This window comes from Paenibacillus rhizophilus, from assembly GCF_003854965.1.
GTDB classification, from domain to species: Bacteria; Bacillota; Bacilli; order Paenibacillales; family Paenibacillaceae; genus Paenibacillus_AQ; species Paenibacillus_AQ rhizophilus.
Genome location: NZ_RQPI01000004.1, coordinates 308,232 through 332,757, shown reverse-complemented (window position 1 = coordinate 332,757; position 24,526 = coordinate 308,232). Strand labels below are relative to the sequence as shown.

Genomic DNA, 24,526 nt, shown 5'->3' with positions numbered 1-24,526 from the left:
GTTTGGATACGCCGTTTGGCCCAAAACTGGAGTTTGGCACGAAGTCGCTTGGCTCCCCACGTTCCTTTAGGCAAACGCATCTTGCCTAAAAACTCCATGACAATAACATCTGCGCTGTGCTTTTGGCAAAGGCGATGATTCGATGCGCGGTATCGTGAACGATATGCGTCTGTAAGCCGTTCATCCGCCGCCAGAAATTCGGTTTTGCCCCTATACCGGATTGACGCTGGGCTTGTTTCAGTTTGCCTGTGATTTGGTGCATTCGGTCTTTTTCTTTGGCTTGGTTGATAAATGTCCTCGCCAAGACAGTGCCGCTTGCGTCCATCACGGAACAGACTGCGGAATTCGTTAACCCCAAATCTACGGCACACACCCGCTGCTTGGAAATTTCCGCCTGAGTCAACTTCACATCCCCTTCATAGGCGATATGAAGGGCATAGCGTTTTCCTTTTCGAACCAATATGGGGCTGCATTCTTTCATGCTCCACACGTTACGTTTGAATAGGTCTTGGCCTTTAAAGGTAATGGGGAGCCAGACCCAATCGCCTTGATGAAATATCTTGATGTTGGCTGCCCTATCGGAGGTTCGAATGAACATGTTGCCTTTGTATAAGCAAGGAAACGCCTGATGCCGAGCTTGGAGTGTCGGCGGTTTTTTCGAAAAGCGTTTCCCTTCTTGCTGAACGTGTTGCCGCTCGGCTTGCCAAAGCTGAAAACGGGAATGATGACTTTTCACAATGCCAAACGCTTCTGCAATGGCACTTCTGCGGAAGTACGAAGGAAACTTATAAAAGCGTCGATCAAACTCGGCGTAGAGCGGATTCGGATTGTGCCTGGTACGGTGAGTCAGCCGTTCTACCGCCGTCACAACCGCTTGTGTGGATAACGGTTCTAAGGCCATAAACTGCTCTTGAATGACCGTAATCAAGAAGGACAGCGCCTCTTGATACACATGGAGAGTCGCATCCAGCATGCGGTGGTGAGACGTAATCGGATGTTTGAGTGTTTTGACCACCTTCATGAGATACGCCTCCATCGCAAGTTTGATGGATCTAGCATAACACAAGAACATATGTTTGGTTAAGCAAATGTACCTAACCCCCACCTTCGCTGTTGGCTTAGAGGTGGGGACTGCGAAACTAAATCTGTTCAAAAACAGACCCATCTGCTACTATGAAAAAATGTATATCCGTAGTTGAGATTAGACTTGAGGTGAAAGAAGATGTATTTGGCCCCATTATTTGAAAATGATGTACCTGCAGTACTCTCCCGCCCTTAGTGGAGTGAATGTGACTGCATCTCTCCGTTAGGAGCATTACCGGCCTAAATCATAAACGGAGGGTACAAATTAAAATGAAAAACAATTGGTTAGGTTCTATCTATTTAGCTTTAGCCGCCAGTATTTGGGGCGGTATGTACGTTGTCGTTAAAATTGTCGTATCGGTTATACCGCCATTGGAACTTGTGTGGATGCGCTATTTAGTCGCTATTGTGGCACTTCTCTCGGTCGGCTTAATCACTCGGCAAAAATGGCGAATCCATAAACGTGATTTCTTAATCATCATAGCCATTGGAATCATTGGCAACGCTGTTTCGATCGTTACCCAGGAAACGGGCACGATGCTGTCCTCAGCACAAATGGGAGCCATTATCACTTCTTCAACACCGGCGTTTATGGTAATTTTTGCCCGCCTGCTGCTTAAAGAACGGTTGACTGTAAAAAAGGGACTCTCCGTTTGTCTTGCAACGACTGGGGTTTTTCTCATTGTTGGCGTCGATCATGTGAATTTGTCCGGTAAACTCGGTGGCATTTCACTGCTTGTTGCTGCATTAACATGGGCACTCATGTCTGTTCTTGTTAAGCGTGTGCCGGGCGAATATTCGCAAATTGTGGTGACGACCTATTCCATCCTGGTGGCCCTGATCGTATTGACCCCTTTTGTAATGGGGCGGTTATCTGCCATTCCTGTTGCCCAATTGGGGCATCCTGCGATCTGGGGAGGCGTCTTGTATTTGGGCATTGTCTCAACGGCAGGCGGATTTCTGCTTTGGAATCGCGGATTGCAAATGCTTAACGCTTCAAGCGGGGGGTTATTTTTCTTCTTTCAACCCGTGGTCGGGACATTGCTCGGATGGCTTATTCTAGGCGAGAACATAGGTGTAACGTTTTGGATCGGCTCCATCCTGATTCTAAGTGGTGTTGTATTCGTGATTTACGAGAAAAAATAGAATTATAAAACATTAATAAGGCTGCTCTCCCGTCACGTAGCGATGGGAGAGCAGCCTTTCTGCTACTTAAGTTTCATTTTTGGTAATGCCATTTAAACTTGGGACATAATCGGCAGCTTTATTGTTCGTCAGCATTTGAGGTTCTTCGGTGAAATGGGCTTTATTCTGTTGATTGTCTTTCTTATCTGCGCGATTATCCGCTCGGTCCTTTTTGGGATCAGCGCTATTTTTGGGCATGACATTCACCTCCATCTTCTCACATTAGTATGAGAAGGCGGTTTGCATTTTATCCCATCTGCCATCCCAGGAGTTATATTTGAAAAAAGGACTGCTCCGGCAGCGGATCATTCCGCGTCTGGAGACAGTCCTTCGCGATCCCGCCGTCTCTGTCCGAAGGAGAAACGGCAGTCCTGCCTGCTATAAATGAGCGTCTTCACGCTCCGTATACGTCTTGCGCTTCTCGATCAGCTTGTTCAGCGCATCGAGATAAGCCCGGGCGCTGGCTTCCAGAATATCGGTGCTGAGACCTCTCCCCGCCGCAGCCACAATGCCCTGCGACAGAATGACATGCACCTCGCCCTGGGCGTCCTTGCCTTGGCTGACGGATTTGATGGAATAGTCGTCGAGTTTGACTTCCTCACCGGTCGCTTGGTCGATGGCGTTATAAATCGCATCAACCGAACCATTGCCTTCAGCGACGGCGACAATCGGTTCCTGCGGAGGACCGCTTAGAACCAGCTTCGCGGTTGGCGTTGCTTCATTGCCGTAAGTGACATACAGGGTTCGCAGGCTGTAGATTTCCGGCGTATCGACCAGTCTTGCCTCAAGCAGCGCCAGAATATCCTCGTCGGATACTTCTTTTTTCTTATCCGCCAGATCCTTGAATCTGGAGAACGCCGCATTCAGCTCGTCTTCCGGCAGATCGTAACCGAGATCGCTCAGTTTGTCGCGGAAGGCGTGGCGGCCTGAATGCTTGCCCAGCACCAGCTTGCTCTCCTTCAAACCGATCGTTTCCGGCGTCATGATCTCGTACGTCGTCTTTTCCTTCAGCATGCCGTCCTGATGGATGCCAGACTCATGCGCAAATGCGTTAGCGCCGACAATCGCCTTGTTTCCCGGCACCACCATACCGGTCAGCTTGCTGACCAGGCGGCTAGTACGGGAAATTTCGGACAGCACAAGCGACGTCTTGGCGCCGAAATACTCGCTTCGCGTCTCCAGCGCCATCGCTACCTCTTCAATCGCCGTATTGCCCGCGCGTTCGCCGATGCCGTTGATCGTACCCTCGATTTGATCCGCCCCGTTCTGGATGGCCGCCAGCGTGTTCGCCGTCGCCATTCCCAGATCGTTATGACAGTGCGCGCTGAGTTGAACACGGTCAATATCTGGAACATTTTCTTTTAAGTATTTGAAGATCGCCCCATACTCCGAAGGATTCAAATATCCGACCGTATCGGGAATGTTGATGACGTTCGCGCCTTCGCGAACCGCCATGCCGACCACCTCGGCCATAAAATCAAGCTCGGTCCGCCCCGCATCCTCAAGCGAGAATTCGAGTTTGGAAAAATATTTCTTCGCATAGCGGATGGCCGCCTGCGCCGTCTCCAGCACCTGCCCCTTATCCATCCGCAGCTTATGCTGCCGGTGAATCGGGGAAGTCGCGAGGAACAGGTGAATGCAGGGATCCTGCGCGCCCTGAAGCGCCTCCTTGACGGCATCGATATCCGCCTCCCGTGATCTGGAAAGGCCGATGACCGTTACATTCTTAACCGCCCGGGCGACGGCATTGACCGCGGCCAAATCTCCCGGCGATGCCGCGGGAAATCCCGCCTCCATCCGGTCAATACCCAACTTTTCCAGCTGGTAGGCGATTTCCAGCTTCTCGCGAGTATTCAGATTCACGCCGGGGGACTGCTCTCCGTCACGCAGCGTCGTATCGAAAATATAAATTTTTCGCATGCCGGGCACCTCCTTAAAAGTAATCGTCAAACGCTCCAAATGCGGCCCGCATGAAGCGGAGCCGCACCTGAAGACTTGCGTTTATGAGCATTTTGCAAAATGCCGTATATGTGAATCCGGGTACCGATTATGCCAATCTTATTTCTTGATCCAAGCCATCATTTCACGCAGTTGTCCGCCGACAACCTCGATCGGATGAGCTGCTTCGTTGCGGCGCGTAGCGGTCAGGAATGCACGGCCCGATTGGTTCTCCAGAATGAAGTCGCGGGCGAATTTGCCCTGCTGGATGTCGCTCAGTACAGCCTTCATCGCTTTCTTCGTTTCGTCAGTTACGACGCGGGGGCCGGTTACATAATCGCCGTATTCCGCCGTGTTACTGATGGAATCGCGCATCGTAGCCATGCCTCCTTCATAGATCAGGTCAACGATCAGCTTCATCTCGTGCAAGCACTCGAAGTAAGCCATTTCCGGAGCATAGCCGGCTTCAACCAGCGTTTCAAAGCCCGCTTTGATCAGAGCCGTTACACCGCCGCACAGTACGGCTTGTTCGCCGAACAGGTCGGTTTCGGTTTCTTCGCGGAAGGAGGTCTCGATTACCCCTGCGCGGGTACAGCCGATGCCTTTGGCATAAGCAAGGCCAATCGCCTTCGCGTTGCCTGTAGCGTCCTGCTCGATCGCGATCAGGCCGGGAACGCCAAAGCCTTCTTCATAAGTGCGGCGAACCATGTGTCCAGGGGACTTAGGAGCAACCAGCAGTACGTCCGAATCCTTCGGAGCGATGATTTGGCCAAAATGCACGTTGAAGCCGTGGGAGAACATGAGCGCCGCGCCCTGTTTCAGGTTCGGTTCGATTTCATTCTTATATACGGCCGCCTGAGTTTCGTCAGGCATCAGAATTTGCACTACATCCGCGCGGGATACCGCTTCGGAGACCGGCAGCACTTCAAAGCCGTCATTTTTCGCGGTTTGGAACGATTTGCCTTCGCGCAGGCCGATAATTACTTGAAGTCCGCTGTCACGCAGGTTCTGCGCTTGGGCATGGCCCTGGCTGCCATAACCGATAACCGCGATTGTTTTACCTTTTAATACGCTCAGATCCCCATCCTGCTCATAGTACGTTGTTACTGCCATTGTCAAAATCCTCCTTTAATTTGGAACCCATCTAAAGAGCGGGTGCTTCAAGAGAAGCGGCATGCATCGTTCGCCTTCCCCTCAAGCTCCCGCTCTTTAGCGGGCTTGCCGTTCATAAATTATATTGTACCGCAAAAAAGCAGCAATTCGTTAAAGTTGTAAAATAGACCTACTGCACATTTCCGCGGATCATTGCCGTAACGCCGGTCCGAGACAGTTCCCGGATGCCGTAAGGCTTCAATAGCTCGATCATGGCGTCGATCTTCTGCGTGTCCCCGACCACCTGAACAAGCATGCTCGTGCTGCCGATATCGACGACGGAAGCGCGGAACGTTTCGACTACACCCATGATCTCCGGCCGCTCGGAAGGGTCGGCTTTGACTTTAATCAGCGCCAATTCGCGGGCAACCATCGGTCTGGAACTGAGATCTACAACTTTGATGACGTCGATCAGCTTGTAGAGCTGCTTCTCAATCTGCTCCAGCTGCTCCTCGTCTCCCAAGGTCACAATGACCATCCGGGACAGCCCGGTTTCCTCCGATTGACCGACGGTAATGCTCTCGATATTAAAGCCGCGCCGTCCGAACAGCCCCGATACCCGCTGGAGCACCCCGGGCTGGTCGTTAACGAGCACGGAAATCGTATTTCTTGCCACTGTTATTCATCCCCCATCAGCATTTGATCGATGGTCGAGCCCTGGGTTACCATCGGGTAGACATTCTCGTCCTTGGATACGAGGAATTCCACCAATACCGGTCCCGGCGTTTCCAGAGCTTCCAGCCATGCCTCCCTCGCTTCTTCCTTCGTTGTCGCCCGAAGCCCTTTTACCCCGTAAGCTTCAGCCAGCTTAACAAAGTTCGGGCTGCCGGCCAAATCCGTATAGCTGTAGCGTTTCCCATAAATGAGATTCTGCCACTGACGCACCATGCCAAGCACCTCGTTATTGATAACGACGATCTTGATCGGAATGTTGTGGATGGCGCAAATCGCCAGCTCCTGGGAACACATTTGCATGCCCCCGTCGCCGTTGATCGACACCACGAGCCGTTCCGGTTTGGCCATTTGCGCGCCGATCGCCGAAGGGAAGCCGAAGCCCATCGTTCCGAGACCCCCGGAAGTAACCCAGGAACGCGGATGATTGAACTTGTAATACTGCGCCGCCCACATTTGATGCTGACCAACGTCTGTTGTTACGATCGCTTCGCCCTTCGTGGTGTCATTGATCATCTCGATGACCCACTGCGGTTTCAGCACTTTGCCATCATCATTGTAACGAAGCGGTTTATCCAGCTTCCACTGGGCGATCTGCGTTCTCCAGGCGTCCGCGTTCGCAGACCGTCCAACTTCAGGGATCAGCATTTCCAGCACGGTCTTAACATCCCCTACGATTGGAATGTCCGGCGATATATTCTTCCCGATTTCGGCAGGATCGATGTCGATATGCACAATCTTGGCTTTTGGCGCAAAGCCGTCTAACTTGCCCGTCACGCGGTCATCGAATCGGGCGCCGATGTTGATCAGCAGGTCGCACTGCTGGATGGCGTTGTTCGCTGTAAAAGTACCGTGCATGCCCGGCATTCCCATCCACAATTCATCGCCGCTCGGGAAAGCGCCCAGTCCAAGCAGTGTTGTCGTGATCGGAATTTCCGTCCGCTTGACGAATTCATACATCTCTTCATGCGCCCCAGAATAAATAACGCCGCCGCCTGCTATGATGATCGGCCGCTCGGCTTCCGAAATCGCGCGCACCAGCTTGTCGAGCTGCAGCTTGTTCGGAACCGTGCGCGGATTGTACCCCCGAAGATTTACGCTCGTCACGGGAGTGAACAGCGTCTTCGCTGCGGATACGTCCTTTGGAATATCGATAAGCACCGGCCCTTTGCGGCCCGTCGATGCGATATGGAAAGCTTCATGAATGATTCTTGGCAGATCCTCCACATCGCGCACCAGATAGCTGTGTTTAGTGATTGGCATCGTGATGCCGGTAATGTCCGCTTCCTGAAAAGCGTCCGTACCGATCAAGCTGGAGAATACGTTGCCCGTGATCACCACCAGCGGAACGGAGTCCATATAGGCCGTGGCAATGCCGGTGACCAGATTGGTCGCCCCGGGTCCGGAAGTCGCGATACATACGCCCGGCTTGCCGCTTGCTCTTGCATATCCGTCCGCCGCGTGAATCGCTCCCTGCTCATGGCGGGTCAATACATGCTTGAAATCATCGAAGCCATACAGCGCGTCATAGATATACAGAACGGCTCCGCCCGGGTATCCGAACACGGTATCCACGCCCTCAAGCACCAGGCTGCGGAGTAAAATCTCCGATCCTGTAATCACTTCCGGCTTCATCCATTTCTCACGTAATTCTTCTGTTGACCGCGCTTCCGGTATTTGCGTCATCATTCAGTCATCCTCCTTACAAAATGTCAAACTTCCCTATGCAAACGACGATCGCCCTTTTCATTCAACCAGCCGGCTTCATACAATAAAAAAAGCCTTTCATCTCCCACGTGCCGCATAAGCGCGTGAGGGACGAAAGGCTGTTCTTCCGTGGTACCACCCATATTTGCAATGCATCTCGCGATGCAATGCCTTGGCAGGATTGCAAAAACCCATCGATGTAGGCAAAAGCCGATCTTTGCAACCTGAAGTCCGTAACGCGGACCACACGATTTCCCCTAATAATTCCGCCGAATCCAAAAGCGGACCTTTCAGGAAAACAGCTCCGAGGTGAGCTCGTATATAAGGGGTTTTGGCGGTGGTTTCAGCAGTTCCACCCGCTCTCTGGTCAAAAGAGCCCTTAAAACTTCGTCCTCTTCATTGCCGTTGACTATAGTCAATAAAATGTTTAGACACATTATATGATTCCTTACACGGTTAGTCAATCCCTTATTTTGATCTCCCCGCTTTGTCCCTCTTTGGTCATGGGCGGAACCCGCAGCCCCCCGCCAATCATATGATATACGACAATATGTGGAAGGGGGAAGCGCAGTGATCCGTTACCGCAGACCCAAACAGGACGACGAGATTATTCACCGGTTGATCGAGACCGAGCTTGTGCCATTGTCCCATCTGCCCGCAAAAGTGCTGAACCAGGTCAAAAAAGAACTCCCTGGCCGGCTCGGACGGGGAGTTACGCTTGTGGCGAGTCCCGATTACGATAGCGACCCGCTGGGATTTGTCCACTTTATGCTGCACGGTGATCTGCTGTACATCGATATGCTGGCCGTAGCCTCTTCGGCGAAGCGCAAGCGCTGGGGAAACATGCTCATGGACCGGGCGGAGCGGTTTGCATTATCACGCGGGTGCCAGCGATCCAAAGTGGCTGTAGACATCGGGAATGCCGCCGGGCTCGCTTTTTATGAAAAGCTGGGCTACTCCGTGGTCCGATATTCATCGCAGGGCATGTGTTACGAGATGGAAAAACGTTTTTTAGCGATGGGCATTTGAAAATAACGTCCTAGAAAAAACCGTAAGGATTAGGTCCGCCGCCGTATCCGCCGGGGCCATACGATTTGTTGATGCCATAGCCGTGACCATATCCGTGGCCATAACCCGGGCCGTAAGGCGTGCCATAACCATAGCCGTAGCCGCCATAAGCGTAAGGTGCGGTTCCTACCGCAAGCAGGTCGAACAGCACCAGCGGGATGAGGGCTTTCGTTTGTACTTTTTTGCCTCCGGACCGCTGCATAATCAGACGGTTGCCCGAAATGCGAAGCAGCTTGCCAACAACCTTCGTTCCGTCTTTTTTCACCGCTACGATATTTTTGCCCACCAGTTTCATAACCTGCTTCTTGGTCACAAGTTGTGTCATAATATCCCTCCTCTTGACTTTTTCAGAACTGTGCACACAGGCAGAATCAGCCCTGCGGCCAAAAAATCTCTGCTTTCCTATTGCTGTCTTCGAGAACAGTGTATTCGGCGCCGCTGCCTCCCGCCTGTACCTCTGCCCAGGCTGCCTATCCGAATAAGAAAATGCGAGAACAAAAAACCGCATCTCCGGCGGAAACCGGAAATGCGGTTGAAACGAAAGAGAACGTCAGGGGACGATCGCCTTTTATCGTTTGCTTGGATCGTAAGGCTGCCCCAGCGCCGACGGAGCCGATGAACGGCCGACCGCGCTCACAAGGACAATAATGGTCAGCACGTAAGGGATCATGTAGATAAATTCCTGGGGGATATCCTGAGACCATCCAAATTGTTGAACATAATTGCGGATCGCCTGCGAGAACCCGAAGAACACGGCCGCGCCGAACGCTCCAAGCGGATTCCACTTGCCGAAAATCATGGCCGCAATGGCGATAAAGCCCTGCCCGGAAATCGTATTGTGGGCGAAGGTGCCCGTCGTCGTAAGTGTAATCGTCGCTCCCCCGATACCGGCCAACATGCCGCTTAGCATAACGCCGATATACCGCATCCGGTTGACGTTAACCCCAAGCGTGTCTGCTGCGCTCGGATGCTCGCCGACCGCCCGGAGCCGAAGACCGAACGGCGTTTTGAACAGGAGGTAATACACCACAATCACCAGAATGACCGCCAGGTAGGTAGTAGGGTAACTATTAAACAAACCGGGTCCGAGCACCGGAATTTCAGAAAGCAACGGCACCTTGTATTTATAGAACCCGTCGATCAGCGGCGTTTCCCCAGCCCCTTCAAACAGCAGCTTAACCAGGTAAAGCGTACTGCCCGCGGCCAGGAAGTTGATTACCGTACCGCTGATCGTCTGATCCGCTTTGAACGTTATGGAAGCGACGGCATGAATCAGCGCCCCAATTATGCCGACAGCCATGGCGCAGAGCACGCCGATCCAGGGAGCCATGCCGGCATACCCCGCATCCTGGGCATAATAACCGCCGACGGCGGCGGCAAAGGCACCGAACATCATGAGGCCCTCAAGCCCGATGTTCACCACCCCCGAACGCTCGGAGAAGATGCCGCCCAGAGCGGCGAAAATGAGCGCTGTGGAGAATACAAGCGTCGTATTAAGCATTTGGCCTAGCAGCGTCAGCACATCCATCTATAACACCTTCTCTTTCTTGCGCTTGAAGTAAAAGGGCTTGAGCACCCAGCGCACAATCCCCTGTGCCGCGATGAAGAATATAATCGAACCGATTACGATGCGGATCAGCTCAGGCGGAACGTCCGCATTGAAGCTCATGCCCGCCGACCCGTAAGTCAGCATTCCATAAAGAATCGCGGCCAGAATGACACCGAAAGGATGTGTAAGCCCCAGCAGCGCAACAGCGATGCCGTCAAAGCCGTAGCCCGGCGATCCCGCAAACACGGCCTGGTAGTGAAATACGCCAAGCACCTCGCCGGCTCCGGCGAGTCCCGCGAAGACTCCGGCAATAAACATCGATTTCATGACGTTTCGTCCAACATTCATCCCCGCATACTCGGCGGCATGGGGATTAAGGCCTACAGCCCGCATCTCAAAGCCCTGCTTCGTCTTCCACAAATAAATGTAGAAGAACACCGCCGCCGCCAGCGCGATAAACGTTCCCCAGTGAAGGCGTGCGTTATCAAAGAATGAATTTAAAAAGGTCATTGATATGGAAGCCGGAATATCCTCGGACCGATTCTGCCCCGGAATCAGCAAAAACGTGCGGACAATGTAGTTGGCCAGAAAAAGGGCAATCCAGTTCAGCATAATCGTTGTGATAACTTCGTTGATGCCGCGCTTGGCTTTCAGGTAACCGGCAATACCGGCCCAAAGACCGCCGCACAAGCCGGCTCCGATAACCGCAAGGGGAACCAAAAGGAACAAGGGCAATCCTGCCCATTTAATGCCGATGAGCGATGCCGCCGTCATTCCGATCAGCACCTGACCGTCTGCACCGATATTAAAGAGTCCGGAACGGAACGCAAATGCTACCGATAGACCGGTCAGCATCAGCGGCGTCATTTCGCGGATTGCCTCGCCGAAATCATACGGGCTGCCGAAAACGCGCTTGAACAAGGCTCCATAGGCAGCGATCGGATCATAGCCTCCGATCAGCATAACGATTGCGCCGACCAGAAATCCAAGCAGGATCGCGACAAGCGGCACAATATAACTGTCAGTCGCAAATATTTTTTTAAACTTATTCACCCGCTTTACCTCCCCGCTTCAGGCCGCCTGCCATCATAAGCCCAAGCTCCTGATCATTCGTATCCTTCGGATAGACCTCGCCAACAATTTGTCCTTCATAAATAACGGCGATACGGTCGGATACATTCATGATTTCGTCCAGCTCAAATGAGACGAGCAGCACCGCTTTGCCTTGGTCCCGCTGGGCTATCAGCTGTTTTTGCACAAATTCGATAGCGCCAACATCAAGGCCGCGCGTCGGCTGCGCCGCAATCAGCAGGGTCGGTTCTTTGTCTATTTCCCGCGCAATAATGGCTTTTTGCTGGTTGCCTCCCGACAGGGAACGGGCAGTGTTGTGTATCGATGGCGTTCGCACGTCGAAGGCCTGTACCAGCTCCTCGGCATGCTTGTCAATCACTTCGTTATTCATAAAACCGTTCCGGTTGTATGGACTCTTGTAGTAGGTTTCAAGCACCATATTCTCGCTGACGGTGAAGTCAAGCACGAGACCGTGCTTATGCCGGTCCTCCGGGATATGCGATACATTCATTTCCGATATTTTTCGCGGGGACAGGTTGGCTATTTCCTTCCCTTCGACGATAATGGAACCTGAATCGATTTTACGGAGGCCTGTGATGGCCTGAATCAGTTCGCTCTGACCGTTTCCATCTACCCCGGCAATACCCAGAATTTCTCCGGACTTGACTTCAAAACTCAGATTGTTTAATACCGATATGCCTTCCTTGTTCTTGCTGTTTACTCCGTCTAGTTTAAGGACCGTGTTTCCGACATGCGGGTCCAGCTTGTCCACTTTAAACGTTACGTCCCGTCCAACCATCTTCTCGGCCAGCTCGTTCGGATTGGTCTCCGATGTTTTGACGGTGTCGATAACCTTGCCGCGGCGAATAATGGTAACCCTGTCCGATATGGACATGATTTCTTTCAGTTTATGGGTGATCAGAATAATGGATTTGCCCTCGGCAACCAAGCGCTTCATAATCGCCATAAGCTCATTGATTTCCTGAGGAGTAAGCACGGCGGTAGGCTCGTCAAATATAAGAATATCCGCACCGCGGTACAAGGTTTTCATAATTTCCACACGCTGCTGCATCCCTACCGAGATATCATGGATTCTCGCGTGCGGATTAACTTGAAGACCGTACAGCTCCGACAGCTTGCGAACCTGCTCCGCTGCGGATTTATAGTCGATTTTAAGGCCTTTCTTCGGCTCCATTCCAAGAATGATATTCTCGGTTACCGTAAAAGGGTCTACAAGCTTGAAATGCTGGTGCACCATACCGATGCCAAGCTCGATGGCTTTATTGGGGCTGTCGATAATAACCGGTTTGCCGCCGATTTCAATGCTGCCTTCATCGGGCTGATACAGTCCGAATACGATATTCATCAATGTGGATTTGCCTGCCCCATTCTCGCCGAGCAGCGCATGAATCTCGCCCTTCTCCAGCGTCAGGCTGATAGAGTCATTGGCGACGATACCGGGAAAACGTTTCGTGATTTGCTTCAACTCTACGACAGGAGCCGCAGCACTCATGGAATCACCCTCATTACAGATTATAATTCAGCAAAGCCGCTGTTTGTCCCTGAGCCCATATAGTGGGGGTCGTCCCCGGAACCCATGCGGGGAGTACAGAAAAATAGATACAATTCCGGAAGTTCAAATATCTTCTTTAGACACGGCTGTACCGCCTCTTGCGAGACGGTAGCCGTACCGGATGGGAAGGGCCTTGATATAAAAGTCGCCCGCCTAACTAAGAACAAGGCCAGCTATACAACCGGCCTTGATTCTTGTTCCGATCTTATTCAATTATAGAAAAGAATTATTCGGAAGGTACAGTAATCTTACCGTCGATGATTTGTTGTTTGTAATCGTCGACTTTAGCCAGAATGTCGGCGCTAACGTTGGCTTTAGAAGTTTCCGGCAGACCTACGCCGTTGTCTTTCAAACCGAGCACGGTAGTGCTGCCGCCTTTGAAAGTACCGTCGATGATTTGCTTGGAAACAACCTTAACTGCTTCATCAACGCGTTTCATCATGGAAGTCAGCGTTACATCGTCGCCAAATTCGAGCGACTGGTCTTTGTCTACGCCGATTACCCATACTTTCGTGCCGCCGGCTTTGTTGCGGGATTTAGCTTCGTTGAATACGCCGTTGCCTGTTGCGCCAGCCGCAGGGAAGATGATGTCATTGCCTGCATCGTACAAAGTGGCAGCCAGGGATTTGCCGATGTCCGGCTTGTCATAAGCCCCGGCATAAGTAACCGTTACTTTTGCGCTAGCATTAACTGCTGCAACGCCTGCTTTGAAGCCCACTTCAAAACGTTTGATTACCGGGCTTTCCGCACCGCCGATAAATCCGATCTTGTTCGTCTTGGTCGTCAAACCGGCAACCACGCCTACCAGGAACGAGCCTTCGTTCTCGGAGAAGGTAACGGATTCTACGTTTGGAGCATCTACTACGTTGTCTATGATGGCCAGCTTGGCGTCGGGATTCTCACCCGCAACTTTTTTCACGGAATCGCCCATGTCAAAACCGATGCCCCAGGTAAGAGCATAACCGTCTTTAACAAATTGGTTCAGGTTCGGCTCATAGTCCGCATTGGATTTACTTTGCAGGTATTGAACCTTAACGCCGTTTTCTTTCTCAAGAGCTTGCAGGGCTTCCCAGGCGGATTGGTTAAACGATTTGTCGTTTACGCCGCCAACGTCGGTAACCATACCGATTTTGATGTTGGAGTTGTCCGTCGTGGCTTCGCCGGCGCCCGTATTGGTTCCAGTGTTGGTGCCTGTGTTAGTGTTTGTGTCTCCGGACGTGTTGTTATTGTTGCTTCCGCACCCGGCCAGAATGACCGTGAAAGCAAGCAGCATAACGAGAGACAGCTTGAAAACTTTTTTCATCGATTGTTATCCCCCTTAAGAAATTGGATGTCTTCTGTATTCTCCTTGGACATGCCATTGAAACAAATTATAACGGTTAAAAACGGTAAAATCCAGTAAATTAATGACCTTTGGTTAATAAAAATTTGCATTTTTTCTCAAGAAATCGCTTTCCATTACGTGTTATGTGATGTATTTGTCTCCTTGATGTCACATTAGCTACGAAGTCCTCATAGCCTACCTGAAGCAAACATAAATAGTATTGCACAATCTGGTAAATTCTATTATTATATATGTTTATCATTCCAAGGAAAGGAAGCCGATCATGATGAGTGAATCATCCCAGCCGGCAGCTCCGGCTTCGAAATACTGCCGGGAGTCGCGCGTATTCAAAACGGGGCGTGTCTTCCCCAACGATATTAATAATCACCAAACCCTTTTCGGCGGGAAGCTGATGAGCAACATAGATGAAGTCGCCTCCATCTCCGCGATGCGCCATTGCCGATGCAATGTCGTTACCGCCTCCACCGACTCCGTAGACTTTCTGTCCCCGATCCGGCCTACCGATTCCTTCTGCTTCGAATCCTTTGTCTCCTGGACCGGCCGCACGAGCATCGAGGTATTCGTTAAGGTTATAGCCGAAAATTTATATTCCGGAGAGCGTGCCGTGGCGGCCACTTCCTTCCTTACCTTTGTGGCCATCGATCCTGACGGCAAGCCCGCCCCCGTACCCGCCGTTATTCCCGAGACGGACGAAGAGAAGCTGATCAGCGATTTGGCGGAGGAACGGTCAGAACTGCGGAAAGTCAGACGCGCCGCCAGCAAGAAACTGGCTGCCCAGCTTATAACGACAAAATACTGGGAGTAATCGGCTTCCGCATACGCATAAATTTCCACAAAAAGAGCACCGCTGCACGGGAATCCCGGGAAGCGGTGCTTTTCATATCTCAAAAAGTTGCTTACGCGTTGATCTTCTCTTTGGCTACGGTAGCCAGGGAGTTGAATGCGTTCAGATCGTTTACAGCCAGATCAGCCAGCATTTTGCGGTTGATGTCCACTCCTGCCAGTTTCAGGCCGTGTACCAGCTTGTTGTAGGACAGGCCGTTCAGACGGGCTGCGGCGTTGATACGAACGATCCACAGTCTGCGGAAGTTGCGTTTCGTTTGACGACGGTCGCGGTATGCGTATACCAACGATTTCATTACTTGCTCTTTAGCGGTTTTGAAAATGCGGTGCTTGGAGCCGAAGTAACCTTTTGCCAGTTTCAGTACTTTTTTATGTTTACGACGAACGACGAAGCCGCCTTTAACTCTTGCCATATTAATAAACCTCCCAAAAATTGTGTAATAAAAACTATTTCAAGTTAGCCAGGCCTTGCTTCAGGCGTCTTACGTCGCCAGGAGCCATTTCAGGGTTAGTTCCCAGAACCCGTTTAGCGCGCTTGGACTTGTGGGACAGCAGATGGTTTTTGTAAGCTTTGTAGCGCATTACTTTACCCGTTCCGGTAATTTTAAAGCGGCCCTTCAGGCTGCTGTGAGTTTTCATTTTAGGCATTGTGTTTCCTCCTCAATAGTTATGCTGCTTGTTAAGATGATTTGGGTGCCAAAATCATGATCATGCTGCGGCCTTCCAGCTTGGGCTGGCGCTCCACAACGGAAATCTCGGCCACTTCCAATTTGACACGCTCCAGAATTTTCTGACCGATATTCGCATGGGTAATTTCACGTCCGCGGAAGCGGACGGAGCATTTCACCTTGTCGCCCTCACTCAGAAACTTGACCACATTGCGGAACTTGGTCTGATAGTCATGTTCTTCAATGTTCGCGCGGAACCAGACTTCCTTGATGTCCACGATCTTCTGGTTCTTGCGGGCTTCCTTCTCTTTCTTCTGCTGCTCATAACGGAACTTCCCGTAATCCATGATGCGGCATACCGGCGGTTTCGCTTGCGGCGCTACATTGACTAAATCCAGATTAAGATCTATTGCCATTTGCAACGCTTCGCGGATCGGTTTAATCCCGATTTGTTCTCCTTCCGCACCAACCAAACGGACTTCTTTCGCCCGAATCTCATCATTGATCATATGGTCCTTACTGATAATTCTCCACCTCCGGATCTAATTGGCTATAAATATAACAGCTTCTTCCCAATAAAAAACGGGTCGCCGGAATTTACCGACAACCCGTTTGATCAACGTTCATGAACGAACAGCATTCATAAAGCATTGAGATCAAAACCAGCCGGCTTAAAGCCGATCAGGTGAGAAGCCGGTGCTTCTGCTTGTAATCTCCGACATATTTAGCACACTTGAATACTATACAATATTTGGCGCAGTGATGTCAACCATTAATCTGGCGACTTTCTATTGCAGGAGCTAGCCCTGCTTGCTTTGAACTTCCTCCAGGCGAACGACGCGGGTATGCTTGGTATGGCTCCACTGCTTGTTGTTTTGCGTAAAGAACGCGTAGAACGTAATCGGATACCATGAAATCAGGTAAACCGGAAAGACCAGCATATAGGCGTACACCTTCTTGAACGTCACCTTCTCGAGAATCATCGATATGAAAAAGGTGAATATGTTGGCGCCGATAGCGACATAGCTGAGCCACAAAGGCAAGTGCCCGTACAGGTTGGCGATATGCGGCCCGTCGAGCAGCGAGCTGTCGATCCACATGACCGCGGTCATCAGGAACGTAAGGAGCACGATATATACGTTGGCGCCGTACAGGGCCAGGTCGAATTTGGTCAGGCTCCGCTCTTTGATACTCTGCCATAGCAGAGGGAAGAAATAGCGGCGGGCGACGGTAAAATGCCCCTGCATCCAGCGAAGCCTCTGTCTGGACGAGGCTTTGAACGTGAGCGGCTTCTCGTCAAATACTTTGGCGTCGTAGTTGAACTCGGGATATACGCCCTTTGACGCGCTGCGCATGGTGAACTCCAGGTCCTCTACAAGGCTGGTTGCTCCCCAGCCCATTTCCTTGAGCAGATTCGTTTCGAAGCACATGCCCGTTCCGCCCAGGAAGTTGGCCATTCCCAGATTGTGGCGGGACAGCTGCCAGAGACGGTTAATATACCAGTAAGAGATGCCATAGGCTGCGGTGATCCAAGAATCCTCGGGATTCTTCGTATCTATGTAGCCTTGGATAACTTTTGCGCCGGAACAGAGATCGTTGTTCATCTCCATCAGGAAGTCGGTATGGGCCAGATTGTCCGCATCGAACATCACGACAGCATCGTATTGGCGCGGCATCTCCCAAAGGTTCCCCAGCATCCACTCGATGGCGTGGCCTTTGCCTCTCAGGTTATTATTGGTTCGGACGCAGGCGTTCATGCCATGCTCCCGAACAATGCGGGCTGTTGCGTCCGTACAGTTATCGCAGATGACGAATACGTCGTAAAGTTCTTTCGGATAATTCAGCTGCTTCAAATTTTCCATGAGCGCTCCGACCACTTCTTGTTCGTTATGCGCTGCCACGAGCACCGCAAACGATTTTTGCGGAGGGAACAACTCCTTTTTCTTTTTCTTGCGCAGTCCGAACAACGAGAATCCGAACTGATAAATCGCGATTAACGCCAAGACCACTTGGAGCGTTACAAAAATTGCATCTGTCATGATCCTTTGATGCCCCCTTTTTTTGGTTCAGGTTCTTTTTTTCTTTGACCTTAGAACGCGGTTAATGACCCTTTTGTTGCAAGCTTGAACTTCAGACGAGAAATCCACTTTTATTCTCAGCGGGTATTCTCAGCGGGCTTAGCCTTTTTTATATATGCCGCCGATATGGTATTTCTTCCCAGATCCCCAACTTTACAAAACGCTTGATTTTCTCTGTTACCATATAAACGTGGAAAGACCGCTTGAATCATTGTACGGCTTAATGGCACTCTAAGTCAAAGCTGTCATTTTTCGCGCAAAACCGACCTTTTCCTTGAAATCGGCTCTTGCAAAAAAGTATGATGATGTTAGTTGTACAGGCTAAAGCGGGTTATCCTAATTAAGGCCGGTTATCCGGCTGCCGTTACTAACGGAGGGACCACTATGAGACCTAAAATGTTAAAATTGCTTACTGCAGAGCGGCGCCTGTTTCATTGGATCAACGGACGGCTGCACAACCGTCACCTGAATTTCTGGCTCTTTTATCTGACCCATCTGGGCGGAGCGACCGCCAGCGTCGGGGTCAGCCTTCTGGTGTGGGCATTTGCCCCGCCCCAGTTAAAGCTGCCTGCCCTTCAGGCCCTGATCGCCCTGGCCGTCAGCCATCTTCCCGTCGCCGTCGCCAAAAGGCTGTATCCCAGGGCACGTCCTTACCTGGCGCTGCCCGGAACGAATACGTTCCGCAATCCGCTCAAGGACCATTCGTTCCCGTCCGGGCATACGACGGCCATCTTCGCCTCGGTTGTGCCTTATATCGCGGCTTTTCCCGTTCTGGCTTTCATCCTGCTTCCGCTGGCCATGACGGTGGGATTCTCACGGATCTATCTTGGGCTCCATTACCCCTCCGATGTGGCGGCAGGCGCTCTGATCGGCGCCGCGGTCGCTGCAGGCACGGTCGCCTTGTGGAGTTGAGTCCGCGTTCCGGACATGCTATGTTTTACAGAACGGAATTCGTTAATCATTCTTACCACGCTTGCCCTGCACCGGCTTTTGTATACCCGGCCTGCAAAAAATATTGTCCACCGGCATCGGCCGGAGATCATGGACAATCTTCTGAAAAAACGAGGCTAAGCGCCCGAAGCCAAATTGAATGGAGAGATAACAAAAGAGGGTTCTGCCGGCCTAGGCTGAAGGACCCTCTTTTTGTCATAGGTATGCTCTCTTCCGGCGGCTGTTATTTGCCTTTCAAGCAGCGGCAATCCCTGGTTATAGTCTGTATTTGTCCAAACGCAAGGCTTGATAGCGTTCCAGCGCTTCTGCTCCGACAATCGCCTCGCAGCGATGGATCTGTATGCCCTGGCCGACGAACTTGGTTTCATATTCGGTCATGACATGCTCCTCGTTAATGCCACCCGCGTGCAGATCCAGCGAAATGTTCGTCATCTGCAGGCCGAAGTCGGAAAAGGCGTTCAGGGAAAATTCGAACAGGCTGCGCGAATCCGTCTTCAAATGAATTTCTCCCAGAGGGTTGAGCAGCCCGCGGTACTTGTCCAAAAAACGGGGATGCGTCAATCTGCGGCGGGCATGCTTCGTTTTCGGCCAGGGATCGCTGAAGTTCAGATAAATGCGCTGCAGTTCTCCCTCAGCGAACACTTCCTCCGCATAGTCGATATTGGCCAGCGCGAGTTTCAGATTCGGCGGCGTTTCCAGCCCCTCCGGTTCCCATTCGTTCCGGGCTTTTTCCGCGGCGCGGCGGATCAGCTCATCGTACATATCCACACCGATGAAATTGATCTCCGGGTACTTGCGGCTCATCCGGCTGATGAACTGCCCTTTTCCCATTCCGAACTCGACATAAATCGGGCGGTCGTTTCCAAAAACTCCGGCCCATTGTCCTTTGTGGCTGCGAGGGTCGAGCACGACCAGATCGGTCTGCTGCTCCAGACTTTCGCGTATTCCTTTTCTTCCGCGTAAACGCATGTTTACTCCTTTCAATATCCAACAAAATTTAGCCAAGAAAGCCCATTTGGAGATGGGATGAATTGGATTTTCAACATTTCAGTTTAATCACTGTCAACTGCAATATTGTGCCTAACTTACTGCAAAAAGTAAAGATGAAAAAACGAAAAAGAAAAAGGAATTTCCCGAACTCCCGCCAGCGGCGAAAGCAAAGGAAATTCCTTCCCTGTTGTATTTGGAATTGGGGTCCCTAATTTCAACAACTCATAGTCTATCTTGCTTCGGAGTTAAAATCAAATGTCTTCTCGAAAGCATTGCGGATTTTGCGCTGCGCTTCAGTCTTAATCTTCGGATTCCCCTTAAATTCAACGCCCGTAAGCGCAAGAGCCTCGTCGGGAGTCAACTGGACGTCGATCGGACCTCTGCCTTCGGGATGTACGGCTTGAGAATTCATGTTTGATCACCTCACGGTTAATTGTATGGACCACGGCGACAGGAGATAATGAATTCCTTCATTCATGCTGGCTGGTGACGATGAAGCGTTTTTACAATCAAAATATAACATGTCGTGTAAGTAATTTCAAGTGGATTTTCTCCTTCTGCAGGCCTATTTTTAAAACATAATTTTTGTAAAAAATACTCAATAAGTACGAGAAAAACGGGGACTCGCCTGCGTGCGATAAAGCGATTTCGATCGTGCAAATTCGCCGCTCTTTTCGTCAAACCGCTTGGGAGTCTTGTCCGGTTACGTTCGCCCCCTTTTTTTGATACAATGGACTCGGGTAAGATTATTACTTGCAATTAAAGGAGACATCCATGTCTATACTAGAAGTCCCTTCCACGGCCTCGCTGTGGGGAGATAAACGTTTTCATACCTGGAATTACGAAATGCGCGAACAGTTTGGCGATAAAGTGTTCAAAGTCATGCTGGACGCCGGTTTCACCTGCCCCAACCGCGACGGCTCAATTGCCAAGGGAGGCTGCACTTTTTGCAGCGCAAGAGGATCGGGAGATTTCGCCGGAAGCCGGCGCGACGATCTGGTCACCCAGTTCGGAAATGTCCGCGACCGCCAGCATCTGAAGTGGCCGAACGCCAAGTATATCGGTTATTTTCAGGCATATACCAACACTTACGCGCCGGTTGAGGAACTGCGGGAGTACTACGAGGTTATACTCGAACAGCCGGGGGTTGTCGGATTGTCCATCGCCACCCGCCCCGACTGCCTTCCGGATGATGTTGTCGATTATCTGGCGGAATTGAACGAACGGACTTATCTATGGGTGGAAATGGGGTTGCAGACCATTCACGAGTCCACCTCGCGGCTCATTAACCGGGCACATGATACGGAGTGCTATCACGAGGCTGTGGAGAAGCTGCGCAGCCGCGGCATCCGGGTCTGCACGCACATTATCCACGGCCTTCCGCAGGAAACCCACGAAATGATGCTGGAGACGGTGTCCGCCGTATCGCAGATGGATGTGCAGGGCATCAAAATCCATCTTCTGCATCTGATGCGCAAAACGCCGATGGTTAAGCAGTATGAAGCGGGACTGCTTCGTTTTCTGGAGCAGGATGAATATGTTAAGCTCATCGCCGATTCGCTGGAAATGCTGCCGCCGGAAATGATCGTACACCGTTTGACCGGAGACGCTCCCCGCGATCTGCTTATCGGTCCGATGTGGAGCCTCAAGAAATGGGAAGTTCTCAATGCAATCGACGATGAACTGGTGCGCAGAGATACCTGGCAGGGTAAGTATTGGAGAAAGCGCTGATGGGCTTCCTATCCGTGCTGAGCTTCGCCCATAAATTGGTAGAAGATCGTCTTTCTCGCGGCGAGCGCGCCGTGGATGCCACAGTAGGAACCGGCGCGGACACGCTGTTCCTTGCCAAGGCGGCGGGACCAAGAGGCGAGGTCTACGGCTTCGATATCCAGCCCGAGGCTTTGAAGCTTGCCGAAGAGCGCCTGCGCCGCGCCAGGGAGGATACGGGGAACAGCATTGCTCCTTCGACTCTTCTGTTAAAGAGCCATGCCGCGATGGCCGACGAACTGCCCCCTTCGTGGCTCGGCAGCGTCGGGGCCATCATGTTCAACTTCGGCTATCTTCCCTCGGACGACGCGGACAAGAGCGTTATCACTTTACCGGGCAGTTCGGTTGCCGCGCTCGGGGCTTCCCTCGACCTTCTCCGGCCCGGCGGGATTGTAACGGCGGTCCTTTACCCCGGACATCCCGGAGGCGAGCTGGAAGCGGAAGCGGCCCTAGCCTGGGCGTCCTCCGTTCCGCAGCAAACGGCCAGTGCCATCGTGTACCGCCAGCTTCAGCGAAGAACGGCCCCCTATGTTATCGCGTTAGAGAAAAAAAGGGGATAAGATTGCTAAATATCTCAGTTGGAGAGGAAGATGAATCTATGACACTGCCTTATCCTTTAAAATTTCAACCGGAATTCAAAGAACGCGTCTGGGGCGGAAGAGCCCTGGAGAAGTTCGGCCTGAACTTGCCCGAAGGCCATATCGGCGAAGGCTGGATGATCGCCGACCACCCGAACGGAACCTCTTCCGTTGTAAACGGCGAGCTTGCTGGTCAGGGCCTGGACCAGATCCGCGAAGGTTACGGCCGTGAATGGTTCGGCAGCAAGGGTTACTCGGAAACGAACGGAAGATTCCCTCTACTGATCAAGCTTCTCGACTGCAACGACAACCTGTCCGTTCAGGTTCATCCCACCGACGACTACAACCGGTTGCCCAAGGGCGAACTAGGCAAGACTGAAATGTGGTACGTTCTCGACGCCAAGCCGGACGCCAAAATCATCTACGGCCTCAAGGAAGACGTGAACCGCGAAAATCTCCGCCAAGCGCTGGAAGACGGCACGGTAATGGATCTCCTTCAGGAGGTTCCAGTTTCGGCAGGGGATACGTTCTATATTCCGGCCGGAACGGTGCATGCCCTGTGCGCGGGCGTGGTCGTGGCGGAAATCCAGCAGAACTCCGACACTACATACCGGATATATGATTACGACCGGCCCGGCCTTGACGGCAAGCCGCGCGAGCTGCATATCGAGGATTCGCTGAACGTCACCGCTTACGAAGGCGCGGGGGCAACCTCCATGAAGACGGACGGCGCCGTACCCGGAGAATGGCTGCGACTGGCGGAGTCGCCATATTTTATCGTGGAAAAAGGCATTGTTAGCGGCAACTGGAGCCTTGAAACCAATCCGGAGAGCTTTACCGTACTGGTCATTTGCGAAGGAAGCGGGCATCTGCTCTGGGAAGGCGGCTCCCAGCCGTATTCGGCAGGCGAATGCTATCTGCTCCCGGCCAACCTCGGCGTCTATACTATTGAAGGGCAGGCAACCCTGCTCCGTTCGTATTTGCCTTAAATCCTGATTTAGCCTCATAGGCGGCGCTCACGGCTTGGATATTGAAGCTTCTCCCGGTCCGCCTGCCCGCTTGTTTATTAGGAGGAAAAGCTGGTGACAGAACATTCCTTTACGATGACCGATCCTCTCGGCGTCCCGATCCATGTGTACGAATGGCTGCCGGAGGCCGAAGAAACCGTCAGGGGCATCCTTCAGATCTCGCACGGCATGTGCGAGACGGCGGCCAGGTACGCCCGCTTGGCCGGCCGGTTGAACGCTGCGGGCTACGCGGTGTATGCGGGAGACCACAGAGGACACGGCAGGACAGCGGGAAAGATCGATTTGCTCGGTGATGCCGGACGCGACGGCTTCTATTGGATGCGCCGCGACCTTCTCCAGATTGCCGCGATCGCGTCCGGCAGACATCCGGGAGTCCCCGTATTTCTGCTCGGGCACAGCATGGGCTCATTTCTGGCGCAGAAGCTGATGTGCGAGCCGGGGAGCGAAAGATATGCGGGCTATATTTTGAGCGGAAGCAACGGCCCCCGCGGGATGCTCCGGTTCGGAGAGGCGCTGGCCAAGGCGCAGCTGGCGCTTTTGGGCGAAAGGCACCGCAGCGTGCTGCTTAACGGCATCGTGTTCGGCGGCTATAACCGCTCCTTTTCCCCCGTCCGCACAGCCTTCGATTGGCTTAGCAGCGATACGGAGGAGGTCGACAGCTTCATATCCGACCCGTTCTGCGGAGCGATCTGCACGACCCGTTTCTTCCGGGATTTCTTCAGACTGCTGCAGGATATCCATACCGAAGCCGTGCTGGGTTCTCTGTGTAAAGACAAACCGGTATATTTATTCTCCGGCGAGAGGGACCCGGTCGGCATGAACGGCAAAGGAGTCCACCTGCTGGCCGAACTGTACCGGAGGCTTGGCGTGAGCGATTTGGAGGTGCGGCTGTACCCGGAGGGCCGGCATGAAATGCTGAATGAGAAAAACCGCGGCCAGGTTACAGACGACCTGCTCGATTGGCTGGTCCGCCATCTGCCCTCCGGACAAGACCTCCTTCGGACGTAGCACAAATATCGCCATGAACAGCAAAGACAGGCCTCTTCCCTATTGGAGACGGACCTGTCTTTTTTGTGCGATTCCGGTATCCTTCATTAATACACCTATGCCGTCCGTTGCCGCATTGTCCAGCTTATTCGCTCCATATGATCTTGCTTTGAATGATCTCAACATGCTTCGGCGTAAGGTCGGTCGAGACGATCGAATTGCCTTTATCCGCATAATAAAAAGAATAAATTCCCGTTCCGGCGCCAAGGTCCAGTATTTTATGCTGCCTCCCC

General features: G+C 52.1%; 26 protein-coding genes. 8 read left to right on the top strand and 18 right to left on the bottom strand.

Annotation, left to right across the window (positions count from 1 at the left end; translation table 11 throughout):
• Positions 1–85: 85 nt before the first annotated feature.
• On the bottom strand, positions 86–1,021 hold the full coding sequence (locus tag EH198_RS10780; RefSeq protein ID WP_124695529.1) for a hypothetical protein: 936 nt from the start codon (positions 1,019–1,021) through the stop codon (positions 86–88).
• Positions 1,022–1,353: 332 nt separating this feature from the next.
• Here EH198_RS10780 and EH198_RS10775 point away from each other — a divergent pair, with 332 nt between their 5' ends.
• On the top strand, positions 1,354–2,229 hold the full coding sequence (locus EH198_RS10775) for a DMT family transporter (protein ID WP_124695528.1): 876 nt from the start codon (positions 1,354–1,356) through the stop codon (positions 2,227–2,229).
• 66 nt (positions 2,230–2,295) lie between these two features.
• Here the strand turns inward: EH198_RS10775 and EH198_RS24610 are convergent, their stop codons facing one another.
• The 5 genes from EH198_RS24610 to ilvB all read right to left on the bottom strand — a co-directional run bounded on the left by EH198_RS24610 (position 2,296) and on the right by ilvB (position 7,719).
• Positions 2,296–2,466 carry a hypothetical protein gene (locus EH198_RS24610; RefSeq protein ID WP_179034630.1) on the bottom strand — a complete coding sequence of 57 codons (171 nt, stop codon included), beginning with the start codon at positions 2,464–2,466 and terminating at the stop codon, positions 2,296–2,298.
• A gap of 180 nt (positions 2,467–2,646) precedes the next feature.
• Positions 2,647–4,188 carry a 2-isopropylmalate synthase gene (locus tag EH198_RS10770; protein WP_124695527.1) on the bottom strand — a complete coding sequence of 514 codons (1,542 nt, stop codon included), beginning with the start codon at positions 4,186–4,188 and terminating at the stop codon, positions 2,647–2,649.
• Between the two features lie 138 nt (positions 4,189–4,326).
• Positions 4,327–5,319 (bottom strand): ketol-acid reductoisomerase, encoded by a 993-nt coding sequence (gene ilvC, locus EH198_RS10765; RefSeq protein ID WP_025696539.1) that lies wholly within the window; start codon positions 5,317–5,319, stop codon positions 4,327–4,329.
• Between the two features lie 169 nt (positions 5,320–5,488).
• Complete coding sequence (ilvN, locus tag EH198_RS10760) at positions 5,489–5,974, bottom strand: acetolactate synthase small subunit (protein ID WP_124695526.1); 486 nt, start codon at positions 5,972–5,974, stop codon at positions 5,489–5,491.
• Positions 5,975–5,976: 2 nt separating this feature from the next.
• Complete coding sequence (gene ilvB / locus EH198_RS10755; protein WP_124695525.1) at positions 5,977–7,719, bottom strand: biosynthetic-type acetolactate synthase large subunit; 1,743 nt, start codon at positions 7,717–7,719, stop codon at positions 5,977–5,979.
• 588 nt (positions 7,720–8,307) lie between these two features.
• Here ilvB and EH198_RS10750 point away from each other — a divergent pair.
• Positions 8,308–8,766, top strand: coding sequence for a GNAT family N-acetyltransferase (locus tag EH198_RS10750; protein WP_124695524.1), 459 nt, complete (start codon positions 8,308–8,310; stop codon positions 8,764–8,766).
• A 10-nt stretch (positions 8,767–8,776) separates the two neighbouring features.
• On the opposite strand, the gene EH198_RS10745 is transcribed toward EH198_RS10750, so the two are convergent.
• The 5 genes from EH198_RS10745 to EH198_RS10725 all read right to left on the bottom strand — a co-directional run bounded on the left by EH198_RS10745 (position 8,777) and on the right by EH198_RS10725 (position 14,301).
• Entirely contained in the window at positions 8,777–9,130 is a 354-nt protein-coding gene (locus EH198_RS10745; RefSeq protein ID WP_124695523.1) for a hypothetical protein, read from the bottom strand.
• 243 nt (positions 9,131–9,373) lie between these two features.
• Positions 9,374–10,333, bottom strand: a complete 960-nt coding sequence (locus EH198_RS10740; protein ID WP_124695522.1) for an ABC transporter permease — start codon at positions 10,331–10,333, stop codon at positions 9,374–9,376.
• Positions 10,334–11,407: an ABC transporter permease gene (locus tag EH198_RS10735; RefSeq protein WP_124695521.1), complete on the bottom strand. Its 1,074-nt coding sequence runs from the start codon at positions 11,405–11,407 to the stop codon at positions 10,334–10,336.
• Positions 11,400–12,938 carry an ABC transporter ATP-binding protein gene (locus EH198_RS10730; RefSeq protein ID WP_124695520.1) on the bottom strand — a complete coding sequence of 513 codons (1,539 nt, stop codon included), beginning with the start codon at positions 12,936–12,938 and terminating at the stop codon, positions 11,400–11,402. Before EH198_RS10730 ends, EH198_RS10735 begins: the two co-directional genes overlap by 8 nt.
• A gap of 286 nt (positions 12,939–13,224) precedes the next feature.
• Positions 13,225–14,301: a BMP family lipoprotein gene (locus EH198_RS10725; RefSeq protein WP_124695519.1), complete on the bottom strand. Its 1,077-nt coding sequence runs from the start codon at positions 14,299–14,301 to the stop codon at positions 13,225–13,227.
• A 307-nt stretch (positions 14,302–14,608) separates the two neighbouring features.
• Between EH198_RS10725 and EH198_RS10720 the strand changes: the two genes are divergently transcribed.
• A complete protein-coding gene (locus tag EH198_RS10720; protein WP_124695518.1) occupies positions 14,609–15,148 on the top strand; it encodes an acyl-CoA thioesterase in 540 nt (179 codons plus the stop codon).
• Between the two features lie 91 nt (positions 15,149–15,239).
• On the opposite strand, the gene rplT is transcribed toward EH198_RS10720, so the two are convergent.
• The 4 genes from rplT to EH198_RS10700 all read right to left on the bottom strand — a co-directional run bounded on the left by rplT (position 15,240) and on the right by EH198_RS10700 (position 17,893).
• Entirely contained in the window at positions 15,240–15,599 is a 360-nt protein-coding gene (gene rplT / locus EH198_RS10715) for a 50S ribosomal protein L20 (RefSeq protein ID WP_025333812.1), read from the bottom strand.
• Positions 15,600–15,633: 34 nt separating this feature from the next.
• Entirely contained in the window at positions 15,634–15,834 is a 201-nt protein-coding gene (rpmI, locus tag EH198_RS10710) for a 50S ribosomal protein L35 (protein WP_042205713.1), read from the bottom strand.
• 31 nt (positions 15,835–15,865) lie between these two features.
• Positions 15,866–16,363, bottom strand: a complete 498-nt coding sequence (infC, locus tag EH198_RS10705) for a translation initiation factor IF-3 (RefSeq protein ID WP_124695517.1) — start codon at positions 16,361–16,363, stop codon at positions 15,866–15,868.
• A gap of 291 nt (positions 16,364–16,654) precedes the next feature.
• On the bottom strand, positions 16,655–17,893 hold the full coding sequence (locus EH198_RS10700) for a glycosyltransferase family 2 protein (protein ID WP_124695516.1): 1,239 nt from the start codon (positions 17,891–17,893) through the stop codon (positions 16,655–16,657).
• A 423-nt stretch (positions 17,894–18,316) separates the two neighbouring features.
• On the opposite strand from EH198_RS10700, the gene EH198_RS10695 reads away from it, so the two are divergent.
• A complete protein-coding gene (locus EH198_RS10695) occupies positions 18,317–18,844 on the top strand; it encodes a phosphatase PAP2 family protein (protein ID WP_124695515.1) in 528 nt (175 codons plus the stop codon).
• 294 nt (positions 18,845–19,138) lie between these two features.
• On the opposite strand, the gene trmB is transcribed toward EH198_RS10695, so the two are convergent.
• Together trmB and EH198_RS10685 are read right to left on the bottom strand one after the other, a co-directional pair.
• Positions 19,139–19,852: a tRNA (guanosine(46)-N7)-methyltransferase TrmB gene (gene trmB, locus EH198_RS10690; protein WP_124695514.1), complete on the bottom strand. Its 714-nt coding sequence runs from the start codon at positions 19,850–19,852 to the stop codon at positions 19,139–19,141.
• A gap of 250 nt (positions 19,853–20,102) precedes the next feature.
• Positions 20,103–20,285: a hypothetical protein gene (locus tag EH198_RS10685; protein ID WP_124695513.1), complete on the bottom strand. Its 183-nt coding sequence runs from the start codon at positions 20,283–20,285 to the stop codon at positions 20,103–20,105.
• A gap of 362 nt (positions 20,286–20,647) precedes the next feature.
• Between EH198_RS10685 and mnmL the strand changes: the two genes are divergently transcribed.
• The 4 genes from mnmL to EH198_RS10665 all read left to right on the top strand — a co-directional run bounded on the left by mnmL (position 20,648) and on the right by EH198_RS10665 (position 24,254).
• Positions 20,648–21,604 (top strand): tRNA modification radical SAM protein MnmL/YtqA, encoded by a 957-nt coding sequence (gene mnmL / locus EH198_RS10680; protein ID WP_124695512.1) that lies wholly within the window; start codon positions 20,648–20,650, stop codon positions 21,602–21,604.
• A complete protein-coding gene (gene mnmM, locus EH198_RS10675; RefSeq protein WP_124695555.1) occupies positions 21,604–22,200 on the top strand; it encodes a tRNA 5-(aminomethyl)-2-thiouridylate-methyltransferase MnmM in 597 nt (198 codons plus the stop codon). The genes mnmL and mnmM overlap by 1 nt, the downstream gene beginning before the upstream one ends.
• A gap of 38 nt (positions 22,201–22,238) precedes the next feature.
• Complete coding sequence (locus tag EH198_RS10670; RefSeq protein ID WP_124695511.1) at positions 22,239–23,207, top strand: type I phosphomannose isomerase catalytic subunit; 969 nt, start codon at positions 22,239–22,241, stop codon at positions 23,205–23,207.
• A gap of 93 nt (positions 23,208–23,300) precedes the next feature.
• A complete protein-coding gene (locus tag EH198_RS10665; RefSeq protein WP_185702840.1) occupies positions 23,301–24,254 on the top strand; it encodes an alpha/beta fold hydrolase in 954 nt (317 codons plus the stop codon).
• 124 nt (positions 24,255–24,378) lie between these two features.
• Here the strand turns inward: EH198_RS10665 and EH198_RS25485 are convergent, their stop codons facing one another.
• Positions 24,379–24,507 (bottom strand): methyltransferase domain-containing protein, encoded by a 129-nt coding sequence (locus EH198_RS25485; RefSeq protein WP_425464154.1) that lies wholly within the window; start codon positions 24,505–24,507, stop codon positions 24,379–24,381.
• Between the last annotated feature and the right edge of the window lie 19 nt (positions 24,508–24,526).